Origin of the sequence: Christiangramia sp. OXR-203, from assembly GCF_034372165.1 — a bacterium.
Taxonomy (GTDB): domain Bacteria; phylum Bacteroidota; class Bacteroidia; order Flavobacteriales; family Flavobacteriaceae; genus Christiangramia.
This window is the reverse complement of the sequence record NZ_CP139698.1, coordinates 1,456,152-1,478,409: the sequence shown is the minus strand read 5'-3', so window position 1 is coordinate 1,478,409 and position 22,258 is coordinate 1,456,152. Positions and strand designations below refer to the sequence as shown.

The following is a 22,258-nucleotide window of genomic DNA, read 5'->3' as shown; positions in this document are numbered from 1 at the left end:
AAACAAAAAAAGAATGACGCTATCGCCTGATGATGTAGAAGTAATGATGAGTGATACTCATGAAGCCGTAAAACTTGCGAATCTTAGATATGTAAATGAAAACTTACTCTCGATAAGCAGGAAGAAAGTAGGACGCGGTTTTGCATACTATCGTAAGGACGAAAAAGTTACTGACACGAAAACTATTGAGCGTATAAAAAGTCTTGTTATCCCGCCAGCCTGGAAAAATGTAAAGATTACGCATCTACATAATGGACATCTTCAAGTAGTAGGAAGAGATGAAAAGGAGCGCAAGCAATATATGTATCACCCAACCTGGTCCAAAGTTCGAAATCAGACGAAGTTTTTCAAAATGACTGCATTCGGGAAGATGTTACCAAAGATCAGAAAGCAGGTGGATGAAGATCTCAATCTTAAAGGAATGCCCAAGCGCAAGGTTCTCGCCTTGATCATTAGACTTATGGAGGAAACTCATATAAGGATTGGTAATGAGTATTATGCAAAGAATAATAAGACTTATGGCCTATCTACTTTTCGTACCAAGCATGTTAAAACTATGGAAGACGGACTCAAATTCGAATTCATAGGAAAGAAAGGGAAAGAACATTCTATTTCAGTAGAAGATAAAAGACTAATTAAATTAATCAATCAATGTGAGGAGATTCCTGGATGGGAACTTTTCAAGTTCTATAATGAGAATGGTGTTAAGCAAACCATAGATAGCGGTATGATCAACGGTTATATCCATGAGATTAGTGGCGACATGTACTCGGCTAAAGACTTTAGAACCTGGTCTGCCACTAAAATATTTTTTGAAACCCTGCACGAATTAGGATATACGGAAGAAGAAAAGCAAAACAAAAAGAACATTCTTATTGGTTTTGATGCTGCTGCTGAAGGCCTTGGCAACACACGTTCTGTTTGCAGAAGTTACTATGTTCATCCAAAAGTGATTGAAACTTATGAAAACGGAGAGATAGAACCATACTTCAAAAAGGTGAAAGAAGATATAAAACCTGAATACATTCAACTTTCAGAAACTGAAAAAGCAATCTATAAGCTTATCAAAGATTACGAGATAGAAATTGCTGACTAATCTAGAGGTGTATTGTCGAATTTTCGGATAAATTTGAAATATGACAAATTCCATTGCCGCTCGTATCGCCGATTTCCTGGAAAATTATCCGCCATTTTCACTTCTGGAAAAATCTGAATTACTTCAGATTTCAGAATCAATTACGGTTTTCTATTTCGAGGCTGGTAAAATGATCTTCAGAAAAGATGAGCAAGTTCATGATCAATTCTATATAGTTCAAAAAGGAGCCGTAGACCTTCAGAAGGTTGAAGAATCGAAAGAACCTGAAACTATTGATAAATGTGATGAAGGTGATATTTTTGGATTGCGACCCTTGTTTGCAAAAAAAAATTACCAGATCAATGCCATCACAGATGAAGAAAGTATCATCTATGGAATTCCGTTGAATCTTTTCAAACCTTATGCCGTCAACAATCCTGAAGTAGGGGATTTTCTAATGGAAAGTTTTGCTTCGAATACCCGTAACCCCTATTCAGAAAAACACCGTGGGAGATTATTTTCAGATGAAGATGATATTCAGCTAAATAAAGATCCTTTATTTGAGCTTCAACCTATCCCGATTGTCAAGAAAATGGTGACAGTATCCAGGAACACCAGTATTCAAAAAGCAGCTACCCTTATGAGTGAGCGCAGGGTTGGATCTGTTATCGTGGTGGAAGATAAAAAGCCTGTTGGAATCGTTACTGATGTGGACTTTAGAGAATTGGTCGCTACCGGCATTTTGCCCATTACCAGTGACATTTTCGAAGTCATGAATTCTCCAGTGATCTGTTACTCGAAGAACCTTACCATAGCACAGGCGCAGCTAACGATGATGAAACATAAGATCAATCATATATGCATTACCAAAGATGGTACTCCAAATACAAAAGTAAAAGGAATTGTTTCTGAACATGATATTATCGTTTCTCAGGGTAATAATCCTGCTGTATTGATGAAAGCAATCAATCGAGCGAATTCAACAAAAAAGCTTAAGAAAATTAGAACAAAGATCATGCTGTTGCTCGATGGATATATTAAAAGCAATATTCCGGTATCCCACATTAGTACGATTATTTTCGAATTAAATGATGCAACCATCAAAAGAACAATTTCCCGTTGCATCGATAAAATGGAGGAACCACTACCGTGTAACTTTAGCTGGATGTCTTTGGGTAGTCAGGGAAGAAAGGAGCAATTACTACTCACAGATCAGGATAATGCGCTGGTATTCGAAAATGTTGAGGAAGAAGAACTGGAAGAAGTAAGAGCCTATTTTCTCAAACTAGCCAGAAAGGTCACTAAAAGACTTAATATCATTGGCTATCAATTTTGCCCAGCGGAGATGATGGCCCGGAATGAAAAATACTGCCTGTCTTTATCTGAATGGAAGGATCAATTTTCGAACTGGGTTACTACTTCAGGCAATGACGAAATTCTACTCTGTCAGATATTTTTCGACTATGACATTAGTTATGGTGAATCGAGGCTAACCAATGAACTTTCAGATCATGTCTATGATATTTTAAAAGGAAATCGCAATTTCTTGAATCGTCTTGCGGCACAAGCATTGCGGAATCCTTCTCCTTTAGGATTCTTCAGGCAATTTTTAGTAGAACATGATGGAGAAAAAAAGGATCTTTTTGATATTAAAAAACGCGGAATCATGCCCCTTACAGATGCAGCGAGACTTCTAATTCTGGAACACCGAGTTAAGAATATTAGTAATACTGCGGAAAGATTTGAAAAACTGGCCCAGTTGGAACCAAACAACAAAGAAATCTACCAGGCTTGCGCCTATTCTTCCAAAGCACTTATTAAATTTAGAACAAAACAAGGTCTTAAAAATAAGGATAATGGTAGATTTATAAATCTTGAAGATCTTGGAAAAGAGGATAAGATCAAATTAAAGCGTTGCTTTAAATCCATTAAAGAAATTCAGGAGCTTATCAAGATTCGTTTTGAAACTACTTATTATTCATGATTCGAGAATGGTTCAAAAAATATGAGCAACCGGAAGATCTGCCAGAATATTTTACCAGGTATCTTTCTTTATTTGATAAAGATAAAGCTGAAGATGTTGCAGATCAACGATTTGTTATTTTTGATACCGAAACTACCGGATTCGATATAAACCAAGATCGAATTTTAAGCATAGGCGCGGTCGCTATTCAGAATAATCAGTTAAAAGTGAAAGATCATTTTGAAGTCTATCTAAAGCAGAACACCTTTAATCCTGAAACTGTAAAAATCCACGGAATAATAAAAAACGAACGTTTTGCTCAGTTACCGGAAGCTGAAGCTTTAGAACATTTCATTGAATATGTCGGGAATTCCATACTTGTTGCCCATCACGCCGGTTTCGACAAAAACATGATGAATAAAGCATTAGAAAGAAACGGTTCACCTCGCCTTCAGAATAAATTCTTAGATACCGCCATTCTTTATAAAAAAACCAGAATAGCTACAAATTTTATAGATAAGAATAAAGTGTATTCATTGGATGAGATCGCTGAAGATTATAATATAGATCTTACGGATAGGCACACTGCTTCTGGTGACGCTTTTATTACAGCGCTAATATTTATGAAGTTAATAGCAAAGATCGACGCGAAAAATATCAAGATTCGAAAATTACTTAGATATAGATATTAAAAAAGCCCCGTTCTGGGGCTTTATACTTTCAACAAAAGTTTTAATTGATAAAGATTGAGGTGGCTTTAATTTATTCTAAAAAACTGTAAAGCGATGCTTCGGTGATATTTTTATTTTTATCCAAGAAACTCACCATTGATAGTGCTTCCTCGAATTTCTTTTTAGTAGTACCTTTTAAATTCAATAATTTGTAATCTCCATTATCTAGAGAGATATAATAATCCATTCGTACCTCAAACTTTCCATTTTTGTAGTAGTCATTTTGATGCCCTCTAATGTTACCTTCTATCAGTTTAAGACCGGGTATACCTATAAAATGCGAATGATCATCCTTATAAAATTCTGCGAAATAATTCGTTTCTCCAGGGATTTTATCTCCATCAATTCTGGCAATATATTTATAATCATCTAATGCAAATACAACATCCCGAGCGATAGGCATCTCCAAAATTTCTTTCGATCCTTTATCTTTCTTCAAATGAAGTGCATCTGCAACAATATTATAACGCACTAGAACTTTTTCAGATGCACCTTTATCATTCACAGCCACCGAATAGACAAAATCTTTTTCGAAATACGGTGAGCCTTCAAATGTGAAAAATTCCCTATCGTTATTTGGAACTTCAAGCCGTGGTATAATATCAGTGCCATCGTACACACTCCAAACATTATTCTGCTGGCCAATAACATTGGCAGAAATTAAAACTGCAAGTAAGAATAGGAAATTTTTCATTTTGGTTATTTTGGTTATACAACTATTTAAGATTCTCATAATACTTCAATAAGGATACTACATCATCAGCATTTTTAATTTTCTGATCTGCGGCATAATTTTCCATGTCAGAATTTTTGAATAAACTCGCTAATCGTTTTGTGCGAAAATTAATTTTCTCAAATTCTCCTCCATTTACGGAAAGATAATATTCCATATCTACTTGGAAATTTGCAGGGATGTCGTCCTGATAACCCGTTTTCGCTTTTTCTTTTGAATTAAGATCTAATGTTGGAACTCCAATTAAATGACTTCTTTCTCCCTTGAAAAAGTTAGCATAATACTTAGTAGAGGCAGGTAAATTGCTTACAGAATCATTTAACATATATGTGTAATCTTCCGTTTCATACATAATATCCGTAACAGGAGGCAATAAAAATAGTTCAGTGCTTTGGGGCCTCAATTTGAGGACCACTACATCCTGTAAAGCATTATATCTCATCATTAAATATTGAGAATCACCATCACCATTCTTAACTACACCCTGCACGAACTCCTTTTCATAAAATGGCGATCCGGTATATTTTTCAGGTTCAGCAGGACTGTAGGTCGCCATAGCTCCATTCAAAAAACTCTGTGCCTTAATGGAAAACGCAAAAAATAAAAATGCAATTGTTATAAAATATTTCATCGTAGTAATCTTTTTGTTTATAATCATCGTAAAAGATTTATATGTTATCATAAAATTTCAGCATAGCAACTACATCCTCTTCGGTTTTGATCTTTTTATCATCAAAGTAATCTTCCATTCTATCTGAATCAAAAAGATCTGCGAGATCTTTTTCCTTTAAACGAACTTCCTTGAAAGGTGCTCCATCAATAGAAATATAATAAACCATCTCAACTTTTATATTGGCTGGTTTATCCTGAGTATAACTGGTTGCTGCTTTTTTCGCGGGAGTATAATCTGCATTTGGTTGTCCTACGAATATTGAGTGCTTACCTTGATGAAATTTCGCGAAATACGCTTCTAATTCACCTTCCTCCGTCTCCAGTCGATCAATAAAGTAGGTATAATTTCCAAAATCGTACTTTATAGACTTTTTCTTTGGCAATACATATTCCTTAGTAGAGTTAGTATTCGGACGTAAAACAACCATATCTTCCAAGGCATTATAACGCATTAACATCATTACCTTTCTATCATCTTCCATGACTTTTCCAATGATGAAATCATCTTCATAATAAGGAGATCCGGTCATTTTATCCGGTTCTTTATCCTTGGTAAATATCTGCATACCGTTCATTTCCACATTTTGAGTCTGCTGGGCATGAATTTGAGTCAGTGAAAATGAAATAAATAGAATAAGTAAATAGTTCTTCATGATTTTTCGATTTAATTTAAAAAATAACATCAATAACGGTGCCGAATATAATTTATTTGAGATATCCTTCTATAATTTCCTCAACAACTTCAGGATTTAGCAATGTTGAAGTATCCCCAAGATCAGAAGTATCATTACTTGCGATCTTTCGTAAAATTCTACGCATAATCTTACCGCTTCTGGTTTTCGGTAAACCTTCCACAAACTGTATTTTGTCTGGTTTTGCTATAGGCCCAATTTTATCAGCGATTTGCTGATTGATCTCTTTTCTTAAATTATCGTGATTTCTGGATTCTCCAGATTCTTTCAGAATAACGAATCCGTATAGAGCGTTCCCTTTTACTTCGTGAGGGAATCCAACAATAGCAGATTCAGCTACCGCCGGATGTTCATTGATAGCATCTTCAATTGGTGCAGTCCCTAAATTATGTCCTGAAACTATAATTACATCATCTACTCTACCGGTAATTCGGTAATAACCAACCTCATCACGCATCGCTCCGTCACCAGTAAAATATTTGTTCGCAAAAGCAGAAAAATAAGTATCTCTATACCTATCGTGATTTCCCCATATTGTTCTCGCCATGGAAGGCCACGGGAATTTTATACATAACCTGCCATCTACCTGATTTCCTTTAAGCTCCTTTCCATGCTCATCCATTAAAGCAGGCTGAATTCCAGGGAAGGGTAAAGTTGCAAAGGTTGGTTTTGTAGGAGTGGCAAAGGGTATTGGAGAGATCATGATACCGCCAGTCTCCGTTTGCCACCAGGTATCAACTATCGGACTTTTATTCTTTCCAATATTATTATCGTACCAGTGCCAGGCTTCCTCGTTAATTGGCTCGCCTACTGTACCCAGCACTTTTAAAGAAGAAAGATCGTATTTATTGACAAAGTCCAGGTTTTTCTTCGCTAAAGCCCTAATTGCTGTTGGTGCCGTGTAAAACTGATTTACTTGATGTTTTTCTACAATTTCCCAGAATCTACCGTAATCCGGATATGATGGAACACCTTCAAACATCAGGGTGGTAGCACCATTTAAAAGCGGACCATAAACTATATACGAATGCCCTGTAATCCATCCAATATCGGCAGTACACCAATAGACATCATCATCCTGATAGTTAAATATGTTCTTAAACGTGTAAGCTGAATAAACCATGTATCCTGCAGTCGTGTGCAACATACCTTTGGGTTTGCCTGTAGATCCCGAGGTATATAATATAAAAAGTGGATCTTCTGCATCCATGATCTCAGGAGTACAGGTATCAGCGGCTTTAGACATTTCCTCTTCCAGCCATACATCTCTTCCGGCTTCCATATGTATGTTAGCCCCTGTTCTTTTAGCAACCAGTACTTTTTCGACATTTGGGCAACTATCAAGTGCCTTATCAACAATACCTTTAAGATCAATCGTTTTATCTCCTCGGAAGGAACCATCGGAAGTGATCATCATCTTACAATCGGCATCCTGCGTTCTGGCGGCCAGAGCCGAAGCTGAAAATCCAGCAAACACCACAGAATGTATTGCTCCAATTCTTGCACACGCTAAAACTGAATAAGCCAGTTCGGGAATCATAGGAAGATAAATGCATACCCTATCCCCTTTTTCGATGCCGTTTGCTTTTAAAACATTTGCAAACTGACTTACTTTTTTATGTAGCTCCCTATAGCTGATTTTCAAAGTTTCTTCCGAAGGATCATTTGGCTCCCATATAATAGCGGTTTTATCTCCTTTCGCGAGTAGATGTCTATCTATGCAATTTTCAGTAATATTCAGCTTAGCATTTTCAAACCATTTAACTTCCGGCTTGCTAAAATCCCAGCTAAGGACATTATCCCATTTTTTTCTCCAGGTAAAATGTTCTTCAGCAACTTCCTGCCAGAAGTTTTCAGGTTCACGTATAGATTTGCGGTATACCTGAAAATATTCTTCCAGGTTCTTTATATGATAGTTACTCATAAATAATATCGTTTATAAAAGAAGAAAACCGGAATTACCGGTTTTCACTAAAAATATTAAATACTGAGCAATCAGAAAAAGGATCTGCTAAAAAATCATGGTATCAATTACATAATTAATAGAAATGTTCATCTTCTGTACATATTATTTTTGAGATTCGAGATATTTGAGAACGTTCTGTTCAATTCTAGCGTCAATATTAGTAATGTCTGCCTTTTTAAAAGTTTCGCCGGTAATATTCTCATAAAGCTCAATATATCTTTCAGAAACAGTTTCAATATACTCATCACTCATCAAAGGTACTTCCTGGCCTTCAAGTCCTTGAAAACCTTCACCTATAAGCCATTGCCGAACGAATTCTTTAGAGAGTTGTCTTTGTGCCTCCCCCTTAGCCTGTCTTTCTTCATACCCTTCCTTATAAAAATATCTAGAAGAATCTGGCGTATGTATTTCGTCTATCAATACAATTTTTCCTTCGGAAGTTTTTCCAAATTCATACTTAGTATCTACCAGGATCAGGTTTTGTTGATCAGCGATCTCAGATCCTCTTTGAAATAGTTTACGAGTGTAATCTTCCAGCTGAAGATAATCTTCCTTTGAAACGATATTTTTAGCTATAATGTCCTCTCTGGAAATATCCTCATCATGATCTCCCATTTCTGCTTTTGTAGCAGGAGTGATTATAGGTTCAGAAAATTTATCATTTTCCTTCATTCCTTCAGGCATCTTAACTCCACACAATTCTCTATTCCCTGCTTTATACTCTCTGGCAGCGTGACCAGAAAGATAACCACGAATAACCATTTCAACCTTAAAAGGCTCGCAGTTTTTCCCGATTGCTACATTAGGGTCTGGTGTGGCTTCCAACCAGTTCGGAACGATGTCTTCAGTTTTTTCCATCATTTTTGTAGCGATCTGGTTAAGGATCTGACCTTTAAATGGAATCCCTTTTGGCATTACCACATCAAAAGCTGAAAGCCTGTCTGATGCGATCATTAACAACCTGTCACCTTCCAGGGTATATACATCTCTTACCTTACCTTTGTAAACCGATTTTTGTCCCGGGAATTGAAAGTCTGTTCTAATTATGGTATTACTCTTCACGAGTTGAAAATTTAGTCGTTGTGTTCAATTGTTTTATAAGCGGCAATGATCTTTTTAACCAGTCGGTGTCTAATTACATCCTTGTCATCAAGATAAACCATACCAACACCTTTCACATCTTTTAGCACCAGTAGTGCTTCTTTAAGACCTGAAATAGTTCTTCTAGGCAGATCGATCTGTCCCGGATCACCCGTGATCATAAATTTCGCATGTTTTCCCATTCTGGTTAAGAACATCTTCATTTGAGCGTGTGTAGTGTTCTGTGCTTCATCAAGGATCACAAAAGCATCATCCAGAGTCCTACCACGCATAAATGCTAAGGGTGCAATTTGGATAACACCTTTTTCAATAAATAGCTCGAGCTTTTCATGCGGAATCATATCCCTTAAAGCATCATATAATGGCTGCATATAAGGGTCCAGTTTTTCTTTAAGATCACCCGGCAGAAATCCAAGATTTTCACCTGCTTCTACGGCGGGTCTGGTAAGAATGATCCTTTTGACCTGCTTCTCCTTAAGAGCTTTTACCGCGAGTGCTACGCCCGTATAGGTCTTTCCGGTTCCGGCCGGTCCAATGGCAAAAATAAGATCATTCTTTTTGGTAAGTTCTACCATCCTGCGTTGATTCGCAGTTTGAGCTTTGATCACCTTTCCACTTAAACCATGAACGATCGTCTCGCCACTTTCTTTAGTGGTTTGATAATCCTCTTCACTTTCGCTAGTGAGAACTCTTTCAATTGTATTTTCGTCCAGTTTATTATACTTTCCAAAATGATCCATCAACATGGAAAAACGCTTGTCGAACTCCTCCAGCATTTCTTCATCGCCAAAAACTTTAATTTTATTACCTCTGGCAACTATTTTGAGCTTGGGAAAGTATTTTTTTAGTAATTCGATATGTTCGTTCTGTTGCCCGAAGAATTCGCGTGGGCTAATTTCTGAGAGTTCAATAAGAAGTTCGTTCAAAAGCTAGAATTTTAGATGAAGCATTGTGAATTTTTCAGTTAGAATTTATTTGTCCTTCGTATTTGTATGTTCTAATTTTGGGCTGAGAAAAGCGTTACTTTTGACTGCTATCCTCGAGCGAATCACTAAAATAAAATTTATATTCGCTACCTATACAAACTTAAGGAAAATTACCTGTTTCAGGTTAAAAAAATATTAACAATCGCCTATGGCAATCATCACTTTAACAACCGATTTTGGGGAAAAGGATTATTTCGCTGGAGCGGTTAAAGGTGCTATCTACAATGAGCTAAGTGATGTTAGAATTGTTGATATTTCGCATTCGGTTTCACCATTCCATATTAGTGAAGCTTCCTATATCATCAAGAACGCCTATAAAAGTTTTCCGAAGGGAAGTATTCATATTATTGGGATCGATTCAGAACTTACACCAGAGAATAAACATCTCGCAGTAAAACTGGATGACCACTACTTTATTTGTGCCAACAACGGGATACTTTCTTTATTAGCTTCAGAAATAAGACCGGAGAAAATCGTGGAAATCAATATACATGATAAGATACAAACCAATTTCCCTGTACTGGACGTTTTTGTAAAAGTAGCCTGTCATATTTCCCGGGGAGGAACTCTGGAAGTCATTGGTAAGAATATTGAGCAAATTAAACATCTCAAACAGTTCGAACCCATCATTAATAGTGAAAAGAACCAGATACTGGGACACGTGATCTATATTGATAACTACGGAAATGTGATCACAAATATTTCTCGGAAATTGTTTGAAAGTACTGGTAAAGGCCGACCGTTTAAAATTAGTGCACGCAGACATAATTTCGATGCGATCTATGAAACTTACAGTCATGCGATTAATTTTGAGGTAGAAAAGGAAAATCGCAAAGAAGAAGATGGCAAGAAGCTGGCAGTGTTCAATTCTGCCGGCTATATTGAACTGGCCATTTATAAAAGTAATCCCAATACAGTGGGTGGTGCGGCCAGTTTATTTGGTCTGGAATACCTTGATACTGTAACCATAAATTTTGAATAGATGTTCGTAAGAATTGTGAAAATGGGCTTTAAGGAAGATAAGATCGAAGAGTTTCTGAACAACTTTGAGCAGGTAAAATCAAAGATCAGAAATTTTGAAGGCTGTCAATTTTTGGAACTATACCGTGATAAAAACAATACGAATACATTTTTTACGTATAGTTACTGGGTAGATGAAAATGCTTTGGAGAACTATCGGCATTCAGATCTATTTAAAAAGGTTTGGGCAGAAACGAAAGTTCATTTTAATGCAAAACCTGAGGCCTGGAGCGTCGATAAACTTGTAAGCCTGGACTAAATGTTCGCGATCTTAAAAAAAGAAATACAATCATTTTTTGCAAACCTTACCGGTTACTTGGTGATTGGTATCTTTCTTTTGGTTAGCGGACTGTTCCTTTTCGTATTTAGTGGAGGTTACAATATCCTGGATAGTGGTTTTGCAGATCTTAAACCATTTTTTGATCTGGCACCATGGATCTTTATATTTCTTATTCCTGCGATAAGTATGCGCAGCTATTCCGAAGAAAAGCGAATGGGAACCATGGAGATTTTGCAAACCCGCCCTATTAGTAACTGGGATCTTGTATTTGGTAAATACTTTGGCGCACTAATTTTGGTTCTTCTTGCTATCATTCCAAGCATAATTTATTTGTTAGCTATCGGAGAATTGGGACAGATAGCCTACAATTTTGATACGGGTGCAACTATTGGATCTTATCTAGGTTTGATCTTTCTGGCAGCAAGTTATACCGCAATAGGCACCTATGCTTCCAGTACTACTTCCAATCAAATTGTGGCCTTTTTACTGGGAGTTTTTCTTTGTTTTGCCATCTATTATGCATTTGAAGCACTCGCCACGATCAACATTTTAGGCGATTTTACCTATCTACTGGAATACTTCGGAATAAGTTATCATTATCGCAGTATTAGCCGCGGTGTATTAGATACTCGCGATCTCATTTATTTTGTTAGTGTGATCGCTTTATTTCTGAAGCTTACCCAGGTAAATATTTCATCAGCAAAAAACCGAAGATGATCCGTAATAAGAACATATCGAGTTTATTGGTTTTTGTGATCATTTTGATCGTACTTAACATAATTGCTGCCAATTACTTTACAAGACTGGATCTTACCGAAGACCAGCGTTACAGCCTATCTTCAGCAGCCAAAGAGATAGTGGACGATGTGGATTCTCCTATTATTATCGATGTTTTTCTTGAGGGTAGTTTTCCTTCGGAATTCAGACGGTTAAAAGAAGAAACAAGGCAAATGCTTGAGGAGTTTGCTGCCTATAATTCGAATATAAAATTCAATTTTATCGATCCTTTAGCTGAAGGTGATGATGCCAATGCCATTGCTGAAGAATTCTATAAATTAGGGATGACTCCTGCCCGACTCAATGTTCAAGAGAACGGAAAAAATAGCGAGACCATCATTTTCCCCTGGGCTATTGCAAATTTCGAAGATAAAACGGTCAAAATTCCTTTGCTGAAGAACCAGATTGGAGCAACCGATGAGGAGCGAGTGAATTCTTCCGTACAGCAATTAGAATATGCTTTTGCTGACGGTTTAAACAAACTTATTTATCCAAGAGAAAAAAAGATCGCGGTGATGCGTGGGAACGGAGAGCTTCCAGACGCGAGAATAGCAGACTTTATCAAAACCGTACAGGAATATTATTTCCTAGCACCTTTTACGCTGGATTCGGTAGCAAGTAATCCGCAGAAAACGCTGGAAGACCTAAAGTCTTATGATTTGGTGATCGAAGCTAAACCCATAATCCCTTATTCTGAAAAGGAGAAGTATGTGCTCGATCAATATTTAATGAATGGCGGCAAAATGCTCTGGCTTGCAGAAATGACCAGTATGGAGAATGACAGCCTATTTAATGAGAGGGGTTCAGCTCTTGCCTTACCAAGAAATTTAAATCTTGGTGACTATTTCTTCTCTTATGGCCTTCGCATAAATTCTGAACTGGTGAATGACCTGTACTCAGCTCCTATCATTCTTGCGAGTGGAACTGGAAATGAAACCCGCTTTAATCCATATCCATGGTATTATAGTCCGCTTACAAGTTCTATGGCCAATCATCCAATTGTCAACAATATCGAAGCGGTAAAATTTAATTACGCCAACCCAATCGATCTTTTGAAGAATGACCTTGAGAAAACTGTTTTACTTAGCAGTTCTCCAAAAACAAAGCTTGAAGGCGTTCCGCTGCAAATTGGACTGGATATTATAGGTTCAAAGCCAGTAATGGAAAGCTATACTGCCGGTGAACAACCTCTGGCAGTATTACTGGAAGGCAGTTTTAAATCTGTTTACAACAATAGATTAAAGCCTTTTGAGACTACGCACCTGGATAACAGCGAGAATACCAAAATGGTGGTGATCTCTGATGGAGATGTGATAAAGAACGAACTTCAGCAAGGAAAACCATTGGAACTTGGTTTTGAACGGTATACGGGGATGACCTATGGCAATAAAGAGTTTTTGCTTAATACTGTCAACTATCTGCTGGATGACTCGGGACTGGTGGACGTGAGGACAAAAGAGATCAATCTGGCATTTCTAAACAAGGACAAAGTTGCCGCGCAACGTGAAATGTGGCAGGTCATTGCTATTGGTGCACCATTGTTAATGCTTGTACTACTTGGTGCTGCCCTTACCTACTTCCGTAAACGAAGATATATACTTTAAAACTTCGATAGAAGCCTACGGGGTATTCAATTTGAACATATTAACAATTATTACTAAATAAAAATCTGTAACAATTTATTTTACAGCTATTTAGATCTAACAATAAGATAATTTCTGTTAATAAAAACTATGGGTTTAAAGGGTCAATTTCTACATATTAAAATATATTTGTAATTGATTCAAAATAAATCAATAAAAGCCGATGAAATTTATTGTATCCAGCAATTACCTGCTGAAACAGCTACAAATACTTGGAGGGGTAATCAATAATAGCAATACGCTACCAATTTTAGATAATTTTCTTTTTGACCTTCAGAATGACGAATTGACTGTATCTGCTTCAGATCTTGAGACTACCATGTCTGCAAAGCTTAAAGTAGAGTCAGATTCAGAAGGAAAGATCGCAGTTCCTGCAAAACTTCTTCTGGATACCTTGAAGACTTTTCCGGAGCAGCCTCTAACTTTTGTAGTTGAAGACAATAACACAATAGAATTGAGTTCGAACCATGGTAAATATGCACTTGCATATGCCGATGGTGAGGAGTTCCCGAATCCGGTTGCATTGGATGAACCTAGCAGTACGATCGTGGAAGCCGATATTCTTTCTTCAGCAATTAGCAAAACAATATTTGCTTCAGGAAATGACGATCTCAGACCAGTAATGAGTGGTGTCTTTTTCCAGTTTAAGGAAGACGGATTAACTTTTGTAGCGACAGATGCTCATAAGCTTGTGAAATATTCACGTGAAGACATTCAGGCGAATGAAGCAGCAGAATTTATTATGCCGAAGAAACCTTTGAATCTTTTAAAAGGAATCCTGGCAGGAAGTGAATCTGAAGTTTTGATCGAGTACAATGATTCGAACGCTAAATTTACTTTCGATGATACTCAGTTAATCTGTAGATTGATCGACGGAAAATATCCTAACTACGAAGCGGTAATTCCTAAAGAGAACCCAAACAAACTTACTATAGAGAGAAATCAATTCCTGAGTTCTGTAAGAAGGGTTTCGATTTTCTCTAATAAAACCACGCACCAGGTAAGACTTAAGATCGCGGGGGCTGAATTAAATATTTCAGCTGAGGATGTGGATTACAGCAATAAAGCTGAAGAACGTTTGACCTGTGATTACCAGGGTGACGATATGCAAATTGGTTTTAACTCACGCTTCCTTATCGAGATGTTAGGAAATCTTACAGCAGACGAGGTGATGCTTGAAATGAGCTTACCAAACAGAGCTGGAATTCTAACTCCTGTAGATGGGCTTGACCCTGGAGAAAAAATTACCATGCTGGTTATGCCGGTAATGCTTAATAGCTAAACAAAATTCTCAAATCATAGAAAAAGCCCGTTCGATCGAACGGGCTTTTTTAATTTTATGCTTCAGCAATACTATTTTAAAAACTGTATGGTAAGAGGATAATATGGCATTTCTCCATTGCTTACTTTAATCGCATTCAGAATAGGTAGAACTAGTGCTAGCAAACCAACAAGAATTAGTAAGATGATTCCCAGACCTAGAAAAATGATTAATGGAATACAGATAATGCTATAAATAAAAATGCTGATCTGGAAATTGATGATCATTTTGCCATGCATATCCATCCCCGCCACTTTATCCTTTTGGGTGGTCCATATAATTAGCGGAACAATAAATCCTCCTATGCCGGTCACCAGGTCAAGTAACTGACTTAGATGTGTGATGACCAGTAATTGATTGTCTTCTCTCATTTTTTGATTTTTGATGGTTAGTGATGTATTCTACTTAAAAGACGGTAAAAACCTATGTTTGTTACAGAATTTGCTAGACCAATGAATTCTTTCATAAATTTGCCGCATGAAATTGAATGATACTATTGTTGCTCTTGCAACACCATCAGGAGCCGGTGCCATTGCTGTAATTAGAGTTTCCGGCCCCGATGCCATTAATATAGTTACCCCATTATTCAAAGCAAAAAGTAGGAAGGAGCTCTCATCGCAGCCTACTCATACCATTCATCTTGGAAATGTGGTAGATGGAGAGCGAACAATCGATGAAGTGTTAGTTTCGGTTTTTCGCGCTCCGAAATCCTATACCGGTGAGGAAACCGTGGAACTATCCTGTCATGGGAGTCCCTATATTCAGCAAGAAATCATTCAATTATTAATTAGAAAAGGCTGCCGTTCTGCGGAAGCTGGAGAATTTACCTTACGCGCGTTCTTAAATGCAAAAATGGATCTTAGCCAGGCAGAGGCTGTTGCTGATCTTATTAATTCTGAAAATGCCGCTTCTCACCAGATGGCCATGCAGCAAATGCGAGGTGGATTCTCTAATGAGATCCAGAAGTTACGTGAAGAATTGCTGAATTTCGCATCTCTTATTGAACTTGAACTTGATTTTGCTGAAGAAGACGTAGAATTTGCAAACAGAGATCAATTTAAATCCCTTGTTGCGAAGATACAGACCGTTCTTAAAAGATTGATTGATTCTTTTGCAACAGGAAACGTCCTTAAAAACGGAATTCCAGTTGCCATCGTAGGCGAACCAAATGTTGGTAAATCTACTTTGCTTAACGCCCTTCTAAACGAAGAAAGAGCCATCGTTTCAGATATTGCAGGGACAACTCGTGATACGATAGAAGATGAACTAAGTATTGGCGGGGTGGGATTCAGGTTTATAGATACTGCCGGGATCAGAGAGACCCAGGATGTGGTGGAAAGTATTGGGATCAAGAAAACATTTGAAAAAATTGGTCAGGCTCAGGTTGTGGTCTACCTGGTCGATAGTTCCCGCATAGAAAATGATGAAGAAAGGTTAAAGCAGGTTTTGATTGAAATTGAAAAGATCAAGAACAAATTCCCTCAGAAACCAATCGTCATTATTGCTAATAAAACTGATCGACTGACTTCCGAAGAACTTGATCATCTAAAGACTCATTTAGGATTTATTTCGAATACAAGTTTCCAGCCTTTATCCGCCAAAACAGGGACTGGTGTAGAAGAATTAAAAGAAAGATTACTGGAATTTGTAAATACCGGGGCACTTAGAAATAGTGATACTATTGTAACCAATAGTAGACATTACGCTGCGTTATTAAAAGCACTTGAAGAGATCAATAAAGTAGAAGATGGTTTAAATGCTGACCTTTCCGGAGATCTTTTAGCTATTGATATAAGACAGGCCTTACATCATTTTGGTGAGATCACTGGTGAAATTACTAACGATGATTTGCTGGGTAATATATTTGCTAATTTCTGTATTGGAAAATAAACAGAAGATATTATTTGATATTAAACTGAATCAAATACACTTAAAACCTATTAAACAGGGGCTTCAGAGCCTCTGTTTTATTTTATATATTTTCCCTTAGAATACCCTTGGTACACCTTATTTTACACCTCTGGTACACCTCAAAGTTAAAAAAGGGCAATGAGGTGTAATTTGGTACACCTCAATAAAAATTTTTATGTATCTTTATGAAAATCAAGGTCGTATGAAAATCAAGCTAAAAAAGAAAAAACTGGCTTCAGGAAAACATAGTCTTTATATCGAATATTATAAAGGCAATACCAGAGATGAAAAGGGGAAGCAGACTCATAATAGAGAGTTTGAATATTTGAAAGAATACCTCTATATCAATCCTCAAAATGCATTTGAAAGAAAACAAAACGATGAAACGCTTTTACGAGCTGAACAGATTCTTTCCATCCGCCGAGCTGAATACGCACAGGGTAAATATGGCATTAAGGATAGATCAAAGGACAAATTGCTGTTCCTAACTTATTACGATAAATTAAAGGAAGAACGCTATGAGAGCAAAGGTAATTATGACAACTGGGACGCAGCGCAGAACCATATTGAAGATTACTGCAAAAAAAGGAATATAACCTTTGAGGACATAGATGAGGAATTTGTTTTGGGATTCAAAAAGCATTTAAACAAAACTGCTAGAACTAAATCTAGTACTCCCCTATCTCAAAATTCAAAATATACATATTATAACAAATTCAAGGCTGCCTTGCGAAATGCATTCGATGATGGTTATACTAGCAGGAACTTTGCGACAACAGTAAAAGGTTTTGCACAGGGAGAAACCTCAAGAGAATATTTAACACATGAAGAATTACAGGAACTTGCTACAGCAAGGTGCAAGCACCAAGTTTTAAAGAATGCATTTTTATTTAGTTGCTTAACCGGATTAAGATGGAGCGATATTAATAAATTAAACTGGGCCGAAGTTAGAGATGAAGATGAAGGTTCCCGACTCATCTTTACGCAAAAGAAAACTAAAGGCCAGGAATACCAGTATCTTTCAGATCAGGCTAGGAACTTGTTAGGTAAAAGGAAGAGTGGAAATGATAGGGTTTTCCAAGGTTTAAAATATGGGGCTCATTTTAATGCTGAAATTCTTAGATGGTGTATGCGAGCAGGTATCACTAAGCATATTACTTTTCATAGTGCAAGACATACTCATGCAGTACTCCTACTTGAAAATGGAGCAGATATTTATACGGTTTCAAAGGTACTTGGCCATAAAGAAATCAGAACCACTCAGGTTTATGCGAAGATTGTAGATAAAAAGAAAAAAGAAGCAGCCTATCTAATACCAGAGCTTCATATAAATTATGAATTTTAATATAATTACATATCTATCTTGCTTTGCATTTATTTACGTCTATAGTCGTTTAGCTATTCATTATCTTCCCGTTATCTATTCACAATTTTTAAATGAAAATTTAAGCTTGGCCAATTCAATTGAAAAACCACGATTATTATTTCATATTACTGGACTAAGTTTTATGCATTTGATGTTTAATTTTCATCAATCAAATCAAACTTCAAATCTCGCCGTCCAGCTTATAATTGTATTAGTCTATTTATTAGGATTATATTTCTGTCTTACTTCCTGGAGAGAAAATTTTAAATCTTCTTTTTCAGAAAAGCTAAGAATCAAAACTGCTAAACCTTCCTTTAATTTCAACTTATCCATTTCAGATATTCAAATAAACCGATTATATAATGAGATGATCCGGTTTAATCTGATTGACCAAGAAGAAACTTCTATAGCGGATTTTAAAAATGTTTTACTGAAGGATTGGAATAGACATAGTTCAAAGATTCACCTGAAAATGGATGGTCCCAGCTGCAGAGAATTTTACGAATTTCTTATTAAAACATTTCCCAATAATTCAATCACCCTGAAAAATCTATTTAATACCTCTGGATTAATCCTTAGACCGGATGGCAAAAAATACAATTATAACACCTTGAAAAATGCTCCTACCCGCACTCCTATATCGAAACAAAATGAAGTTTTGAATTCAATTTTCCAGAGTCTCAATTAGACTATGCATTAGAACTCAGCTTTGAAAGCCGGTTCCATAATTAATTGTTCCTTATTAGCAATTCCTATCTGTTGAGCCAAAGATTTCCAATTACTTACTATAGATAAAATTTCCTCTATTATTTGATCCATTTCATCCTGACTTAATCGAAAATATTCTCCAACACTTATTGCAAGGTCGAAATCCAGGGCATTATCATCTGTATCAATATTTAATGCAAGTCCATCTTTATCCACAGAAGGATTTATATCATATGCCGGAGATAATTCCCATCCCTTTTCATGTAGTATAAAACCATGATTTCTTAAATGATCATCAGTATTCGATACAGCAATATTAAAAATTAAACGACGCCATAATTTATGTAAATTCTCCTCCACATTGATACCATAATTTTCTATTACATCCACAATATCAAGGTAACTTGGACTAGCAGTTTTTAAAGATTCTTCGGTATTACCGGTCATTGTCATTGCTGAAGAAAAATGAATTCTTTCCCCTTCTTGACGATCGAACCTTTTCGTCAAAAATGTATGATAAGGCCCTGAAATTTTTTCAATTTTTGATTCCGCCATTTCTATCCCACAATCAAGAGCTAACCTATATATTAGGAATTCCCATGCACCCTTGTCAATTGTATCCATTTTAGAAGGAAATTTTGCAATCCAGAGATCTCCATTTTTTCCTAATACATTAGCCTTTGGCCTGGCACCTCCCAGAGAAGATCCCGGAGCAATCAGAACGGCAAGCCATTGTCTAATCGCATCATTTTCAGAATCACTTTCAAGGTGATATACCGCCTCCTGCAAATCGCCTAGAGATGACCATGGTGGAGTTGGATTCATAGTATCATTATCTAAAAATGGTCCCTCGCGATCAGTCTTGAATCGTAAAGCTCCCATTCTACTTTCATCATATACACCTAATAAATAATCAATTTCATAGAGTTTGGGGACTTTTTCATTTCTTGATCTGGCCTCCTGTGCAGCCCTTCTCTTCATCAATGTCTTTCCCCATGTATCGGGCATACTGTCCAGGAAAACTCCGAAATTTTCTTTATCTGACGGGTATTGTGGCCCTGAAAAAAAATTAATGTCAGGGTCGAGGAATTGATAAGAATTGCGCTTCAACCAATTTTTATTATACTTAAAGCTGAATGCTTTTTTGGCTTTAGCAAATTGTGCTGAAAGTACTCCGATCTCGGTGGGAGCTTCTAATCCTTTCCAGTCAGCATAAACGTATATATCGATTTTTCCTTCCGCCATAATTTAGAGCAAATCCAAGTCCTGAAGTTTACGACCAAGTTTATCATCATTTGCAATGTTAACAAAATCCTTTTCAAGATTTAATACTTTGAGCACATTGAAATAGATTCCCATTGCAACTGAAGGATCTCCCTTTTCTACTCGATAGAGGGTAGCACGATGCACACCCGCCCTTTCAGCGACCTGCTCCGCAGTTAATTTTCTTCGTTTGCGAGCAAGTTTAATATTCTCTCCTATTCCATCAAATATTTTTTGATATTTAGGAAGGATTAATGCTTTCTTAGAATTCATTTGTCGCTTATTTTCAACAAAAATATATTATATGTTGTAGATAAACAACATTTAGGGACTATTCTTATAATAGCATTTAAATATTTCTAATTAAAGATATCCCTTTCTCTTAATTTCCAATTAATGCATACCACATCTATCATTTTACATACCCCGCACCCATAGCATACAATACCTTTAGTTTCCGTTCCTAGTTTAGCTCTAGAATTCACCGATCAAAGGAGTAATTGCTCCTCTTCTTAATTTAAAAATTTGAATTATGGAAATACTAAAAATCTTAGAACAACTGGATCGCATTGAAAGACTAGTACGTACCCACAAAAATGTTCTCAACTTTGAAGAAGCTTCCGATTATACCGGGATCTCACAGAGCTATTTATATAAGCTAACCGCCAAAGGTGAGATCCCTTTTTCTAAGCCCAGGGGTAAAATGATTTTCTTCTCAAAAGAGAAACTTGATGACTGGTTACTATCAAATCAAAGAAAATCCATAGATGAAATAAAAACAGAGGCAGTTAACTATGCCTTTAGAAATAAAAAAAGGTTCTAATAAATAAGCTCATGAAAATGGCTATATCCCATGATAAAATATACGGAGTAAAGGAGCATAAGAAGAAAACTATATACGACACCATTAATGATTATGTGCTAGTCAAATATGACATTCGATTTGATGAATTAGGACATGAATTCCAGATTTCTCTTAAAGATCAGAACCAATGGGAGATCCTTGAGACGAATTCCTTTCTAATAGAACTGGCGCAATCAAATATTGAAGTGAATCCTGCAAAGCTTGAAATCTATCTAAAATCTCATTTTATATCCAAATTCAATCCGATTTCGGAATATTTCAAATCATTGCCTAATTGGAATGGTGAGGATCATATCAAAGATTTAGCATCATATCTCCCTATAAAAGAACCTGTACTGTTCCTCTATCATTTAAAAAAATGGCTTGTGCGTTCCGTGAAATGCGCCTTGCAGGAGGATTATTTTAATAAGCAATGCTTGGTTCTGGTACATCCCCACCAAAATTCTGGAAAATCAACTTGGTGTAGATTTTTAAGCCCACCAACTCTATCTAAATACTTTGCAGAAGATATGAATACTGATAAAGATGCTAGAATTCAATTAACTAGAAACTTTCTGATCAATCTTGATGAGTTATCAATTCTAGCAAAAAAAGAAATAAATGCCTTAAAGGCTTATTTCTCAAAAACTATGATTAATGAAAGACTTCCCTATGAAAAAAGAAATACTACGTTGTACCGTACATGTAGTTTTATAGGTTCCACTAACCGTGCAACATTCCTAAATGATGAAACTGGATCGGTGAGATGGCTCTGTTTTGAATTGGATGGTAAAATAGATTTTCGTTACTCCAGTAAGGTTGATATTAATAAGGTCTGGTCTCAGGCGTATCATCTAGCTTATATAGATGAAAACTTTTATCCTGAGTTGACTATAAAGGATATTGCTGAAAATGAAGAAAGAAATAAAACATACAAGGAATGCAGTATGGAGGAAGAACTACTATGTAAATACTATACACAAAGTAACGATACGGCAGATTTTAAAACTGCTTCAGATCTAGTTATAAAATTGAACAGTATTAATCCCAGACTAAATATGTATAGTATGGGTCGTGCATTAAAAGCACTGGGCTACGAAAGAATTAAATCCACGAAAGGAAGAGTTTACGGTTACCTTATAAAACCTCTGTTTGAGAACTCCCCTTTAGAGAGATTATAAAATATAATTTACCCAATTACCTCAC

At 36.5% G+C, this 22,258-nt stretch carries 21 protein-coding genes; 12 read left to right on the top strand and 9 right to left on the bottom strand.

The window, feature by feature from the left end:
- Positions 1–13 precede the first annotated feature (13 nt).
- From T8I65_RS06650 to T8I65_RS06640, 3 genes are read left to right on the top strand one after another with little or no spacing between them, the layout of a single operon-like run.
- A complete protein-coding gene (locus T8I65_RS06650; RefSeq protein ID WP_322302617.1) occupies positions 14–1,096 on the top strand; it encodes a DNA topoisomerase IB in 1,083 nt (360 codons plus the stop codon).
- 40 nt (positions 1,097–1,136) lie between these two features.
- The gene (locus tag T8I65_RS06645) at positions 1,137–3,059 is read left to right on the top strand and encodes a DUF294 nucleotidyltransferase-like domain-containing protein (RefSeq protein ID WP_322302616.1); all 1,923 of its coding nucleotides are present in this window, start codon (positions 1,137–1,139) and stop codon (positions 3,057–3,059) included.
- Positions 3,056–3,730: a 3'-5' exonuclease gene (locus tag T8I65_RS06640; RefSeq protein ID WP_322302615.1), complete on the top strand. Its 675-nt coding sequence runs from the start codon at positions 3,056–3,058 to the stop codon at positions 3,728–3,730. The genes T8I65_RS06645 and T8I65_RS06640 overlap by 4 nt, the downstream gene beginning before the upstream one ends.
- A 70-nt stretch (positions 3,731–3,800) precedes the next feature.
- Here the strand turns inward: T8I65_RS06640 and T8I65_RS06635 are convergent, their stop codons facing one another.
- From T8I65_RS06635 to T8I65_RS06610, 6 genes are all read right to left on the bottom strand, one after another.
- The gene (locus T8I65_RS06635) at positions 3,801–4,463 is read right to left on the bottom strand and encodes a hypothetical protein (protein ID WP_322302614.1); all 663 of its coding nucleotides are present in this window, start codon (positions 4,461–4,463) and stop codon (positions 3,801–3,803) included.
- A gap of 22 nt (positions 4,464–4,485) precedes the next feature.
- The gene (locus T8I65_RS06630) at positions 4,486–5,133 is read right to left on the bottom strand and encodes a hypothetical protein (protein WP_322302613.1); all 648 of its coding nucleotides are present in this window, start codon (positions 5,131–5,133) and stop codon (positions 4,486–4,488) included.
- 37 nt (positions 5,134–5,170) lie between these two features.
- Positions 5,171–5,827: a hypothetical protein gene (locus T8I65_RS06625; RefSeq protein ID WP_322302612.1), complete on the bottom strand. Its 657-nt coding sequence runs from the start codon at positions 5,825–5,827 to the stop codon at positions 5,171–5,173.
- A 52-nt stretch (positions 5,828–5,879) separates the two neighbouring features.
- Positions 5,880–7,790, bottom strand: a complete 1,911-nt coding sequence (gene acs, locus T8I65_RS06620) for an acetate--CoA ligase (RefSeq protein WP_322302611.1) — start codon at positions 7,788–7,790, stop codon at positions 5,880–5,882.
- 144 nt (positions 7,791–7,934) lie between these two features.
- A complete protein-coding gene (locus tag T8I65_RS06615) occupies positions 7,935–8,894 on the bottom strand; it encodes a phosphoribosylaminoimidazolesuccinocarboxamide synthase (protein WP_322302610.1) in 960 nt (319 codons plus the stop codon).
- An 11-nt stretch (positions 8,895–8,905) separates the two neighbouring features.
- Complete coding sequence (locus T8I65_RS06610; RefSeq protein ID WP_322302609.1) at positions 8,906–9,859, bottom strand: PhoH family protein; 954 nt, start codon at positions 9,857–9,859, stop codon at positions 8,906–8,908.
- 208 nt (positions 9,860–10,067) lie between these two features.
- Here T8I65_RS06610 and T8I65_RS06605 point away from each other — a divergent pair, with 208 nt between their 5' ends.
- From T8I65_RS06605 to dnaN, 5 genes are all read left to right on the top strand, one after another.
- A complete protein-coding gene (locus T8I65_RS06605) occupies positions 10,068–10,901 on the top strand; it encodes an SAM-dependent chlorinase/fluorinase (RefSeq protein WP_322302608.1) in 834 nt (277 codons plus the stop codon).
- Positions 10,902–11,198 carry an antibiotic biosynthesis monooxygenase family protein gene (locus T8I65_RS06600; protein WP_322302607.1) on the top strand — a complete coding sequence of 99 codons (297 nt, stop codon included), beginning with the start codon at positions 10,902–10,904 and terminating at the stop codon, positions 11,196–11,198. It begins immediately after the preceding gene.
- Entirely contained in the window at positions 11,199–11,936 is a 738-nt protein-coding gene (gene gldF / locus T8I65_RS06595) for a gliding motility-associated ABC transporter permease subunit GldF (protein WP_322302606.1), read from the top strand.
- The gene (gene gldG, locus T8I65_RS06590) at positions 11,933–13,600 is read left to right on the top strand and encodes a gliding motility-associated ABC transporter substrate-binding protein GldG (RefSeq protein ID WP_322302605.1); all 1,668 of its coding nucleotides are present in this window, start codon (positions 11,933–11,935) and stop codon (positions 13,598–13,600) included. Before gldF ends, gldG begins: the two co-directional genes overlap by 4 nt.
- Positions 13,601–13,802: 202 nt before the next feature.
- Positions 13,803–14,921, top strand: a complete 1,119-nt coding sequence (gene dnaN, locus T8I65_RS06585; protein WP_322302604.1) for a DNA polymerase III subunit beta — start codon at positions 13,803–13,805, stop codon at positions 14,919–14,921.
- A gap of 71 nt (positions 14,922–14,992) precedes the next feature.
- On the opposite strand, the gene T8I65_RS06580 is transcribed toward dnaN, so the two are convergent.
- The gene (locus T8I65_RS06580; RefSeq protein ID WP_322302603.1) at positions 14,993–15,331 is read right to left on the bottom strand and encodes a DUF4870 domain-containing protein; all 339 of its coding nucleotides are present in this window, start codon (positions 15,329–15,331) and stop codon (positions 14,993–14,995) included.
- Between the two features lie 106 nt (positions 15,332–15,437).
- On the opposite strand from T8I65_RS06580, the gene mnmE reads away from it, so the two are divergent.
- Both mnmE and T8I65_RS06570 read left to right on the top strand, forming a co-directional pair.
- Positions 15,438–16,850, top strand: a complete 1,413-nt coding sequence (gene mnmE, locus T8I65_RS06575) for a tRNA uridine-5-carboxymethylaminomethyl(34) synthesis GTPase MnmE (RefSeq protein WP_322302602.1) — start codon at positions 15,438–15,440, stop codon at positions 16,848–16,850.
- A gap of 223 nt (positions 16,851–17,073) precedes the next feature.
- Positions 17,074–18,216: a site-specific integrase gene (locus T8I65_RS06570; protein ID WP_322302601.1), complete on the top strand. Its 1,143-nt coding sequence runs from the start codon at positions 17,074–17,076 to the stop codon at positions 18,214–18,216.
- Between the two features lie 717 nt (positions 18,217–18,933).
- On the opposite strand, the gene T8I65_RS06565 is transcribed toward T8I65_RS06570, so the two are convergent.
- Positions 18,934–20,190, bottom strand: a complete 1,257-nt coding sequence (locus T8I65_RS06565) for a HipA domain-containing protein (protein WP_322302600.1) — start codon at positions 20,188–20,190, stop codon at positions 18,934–18,936.
- A gap of 3 nt (positions 20,191–20,193) precedes the next feature.
- On the bottom strand, positions 20,194–20,481 hold the full coding sequence (locus T8I65_RS06560; protein ID WP_322302599.1) for a helix-turn-helix transcriptional regulator: 288 nt from the start codon (positions 20,479–20,481) through the stop codon (positions 20,194–20,196).
- Positions 20,482–20,740: 259 nt separating this feature from the next.
- Between T8I65_RS06560 and T8I65_RS06555 the strand changes: the two genes are divergently transcribed.
- Positions 20,741–21,031 carry a helix-turn-helix domain-containing protein gene (locus tag T8I65_RS06555; RefSeq protein ID WP_298247303.1) on the top strand — a complete coding sequence of 97 codons (291 nt, stop codon included), beginning with the start codon at positions 20,741–20,743 and terminating at the stop codon, positions 21,029–21,031.
- Between the two features lie 11 nt (positions 21,032–21,042).
- The gene (locus tag T8I65_RS06550) at positions 21,043–22,233 is read left to right on the top strand and encodes a VapE domain-containing protein (protein ID WP_322302598.1); all 1,191 of its coding nucleotides are present in this window, start codon (positions 21,043–21,045) and stop codon (positions 22,231–22,233) included.
- Positions 22,234–22,258 lie beyond the last annotated feature (25 nt).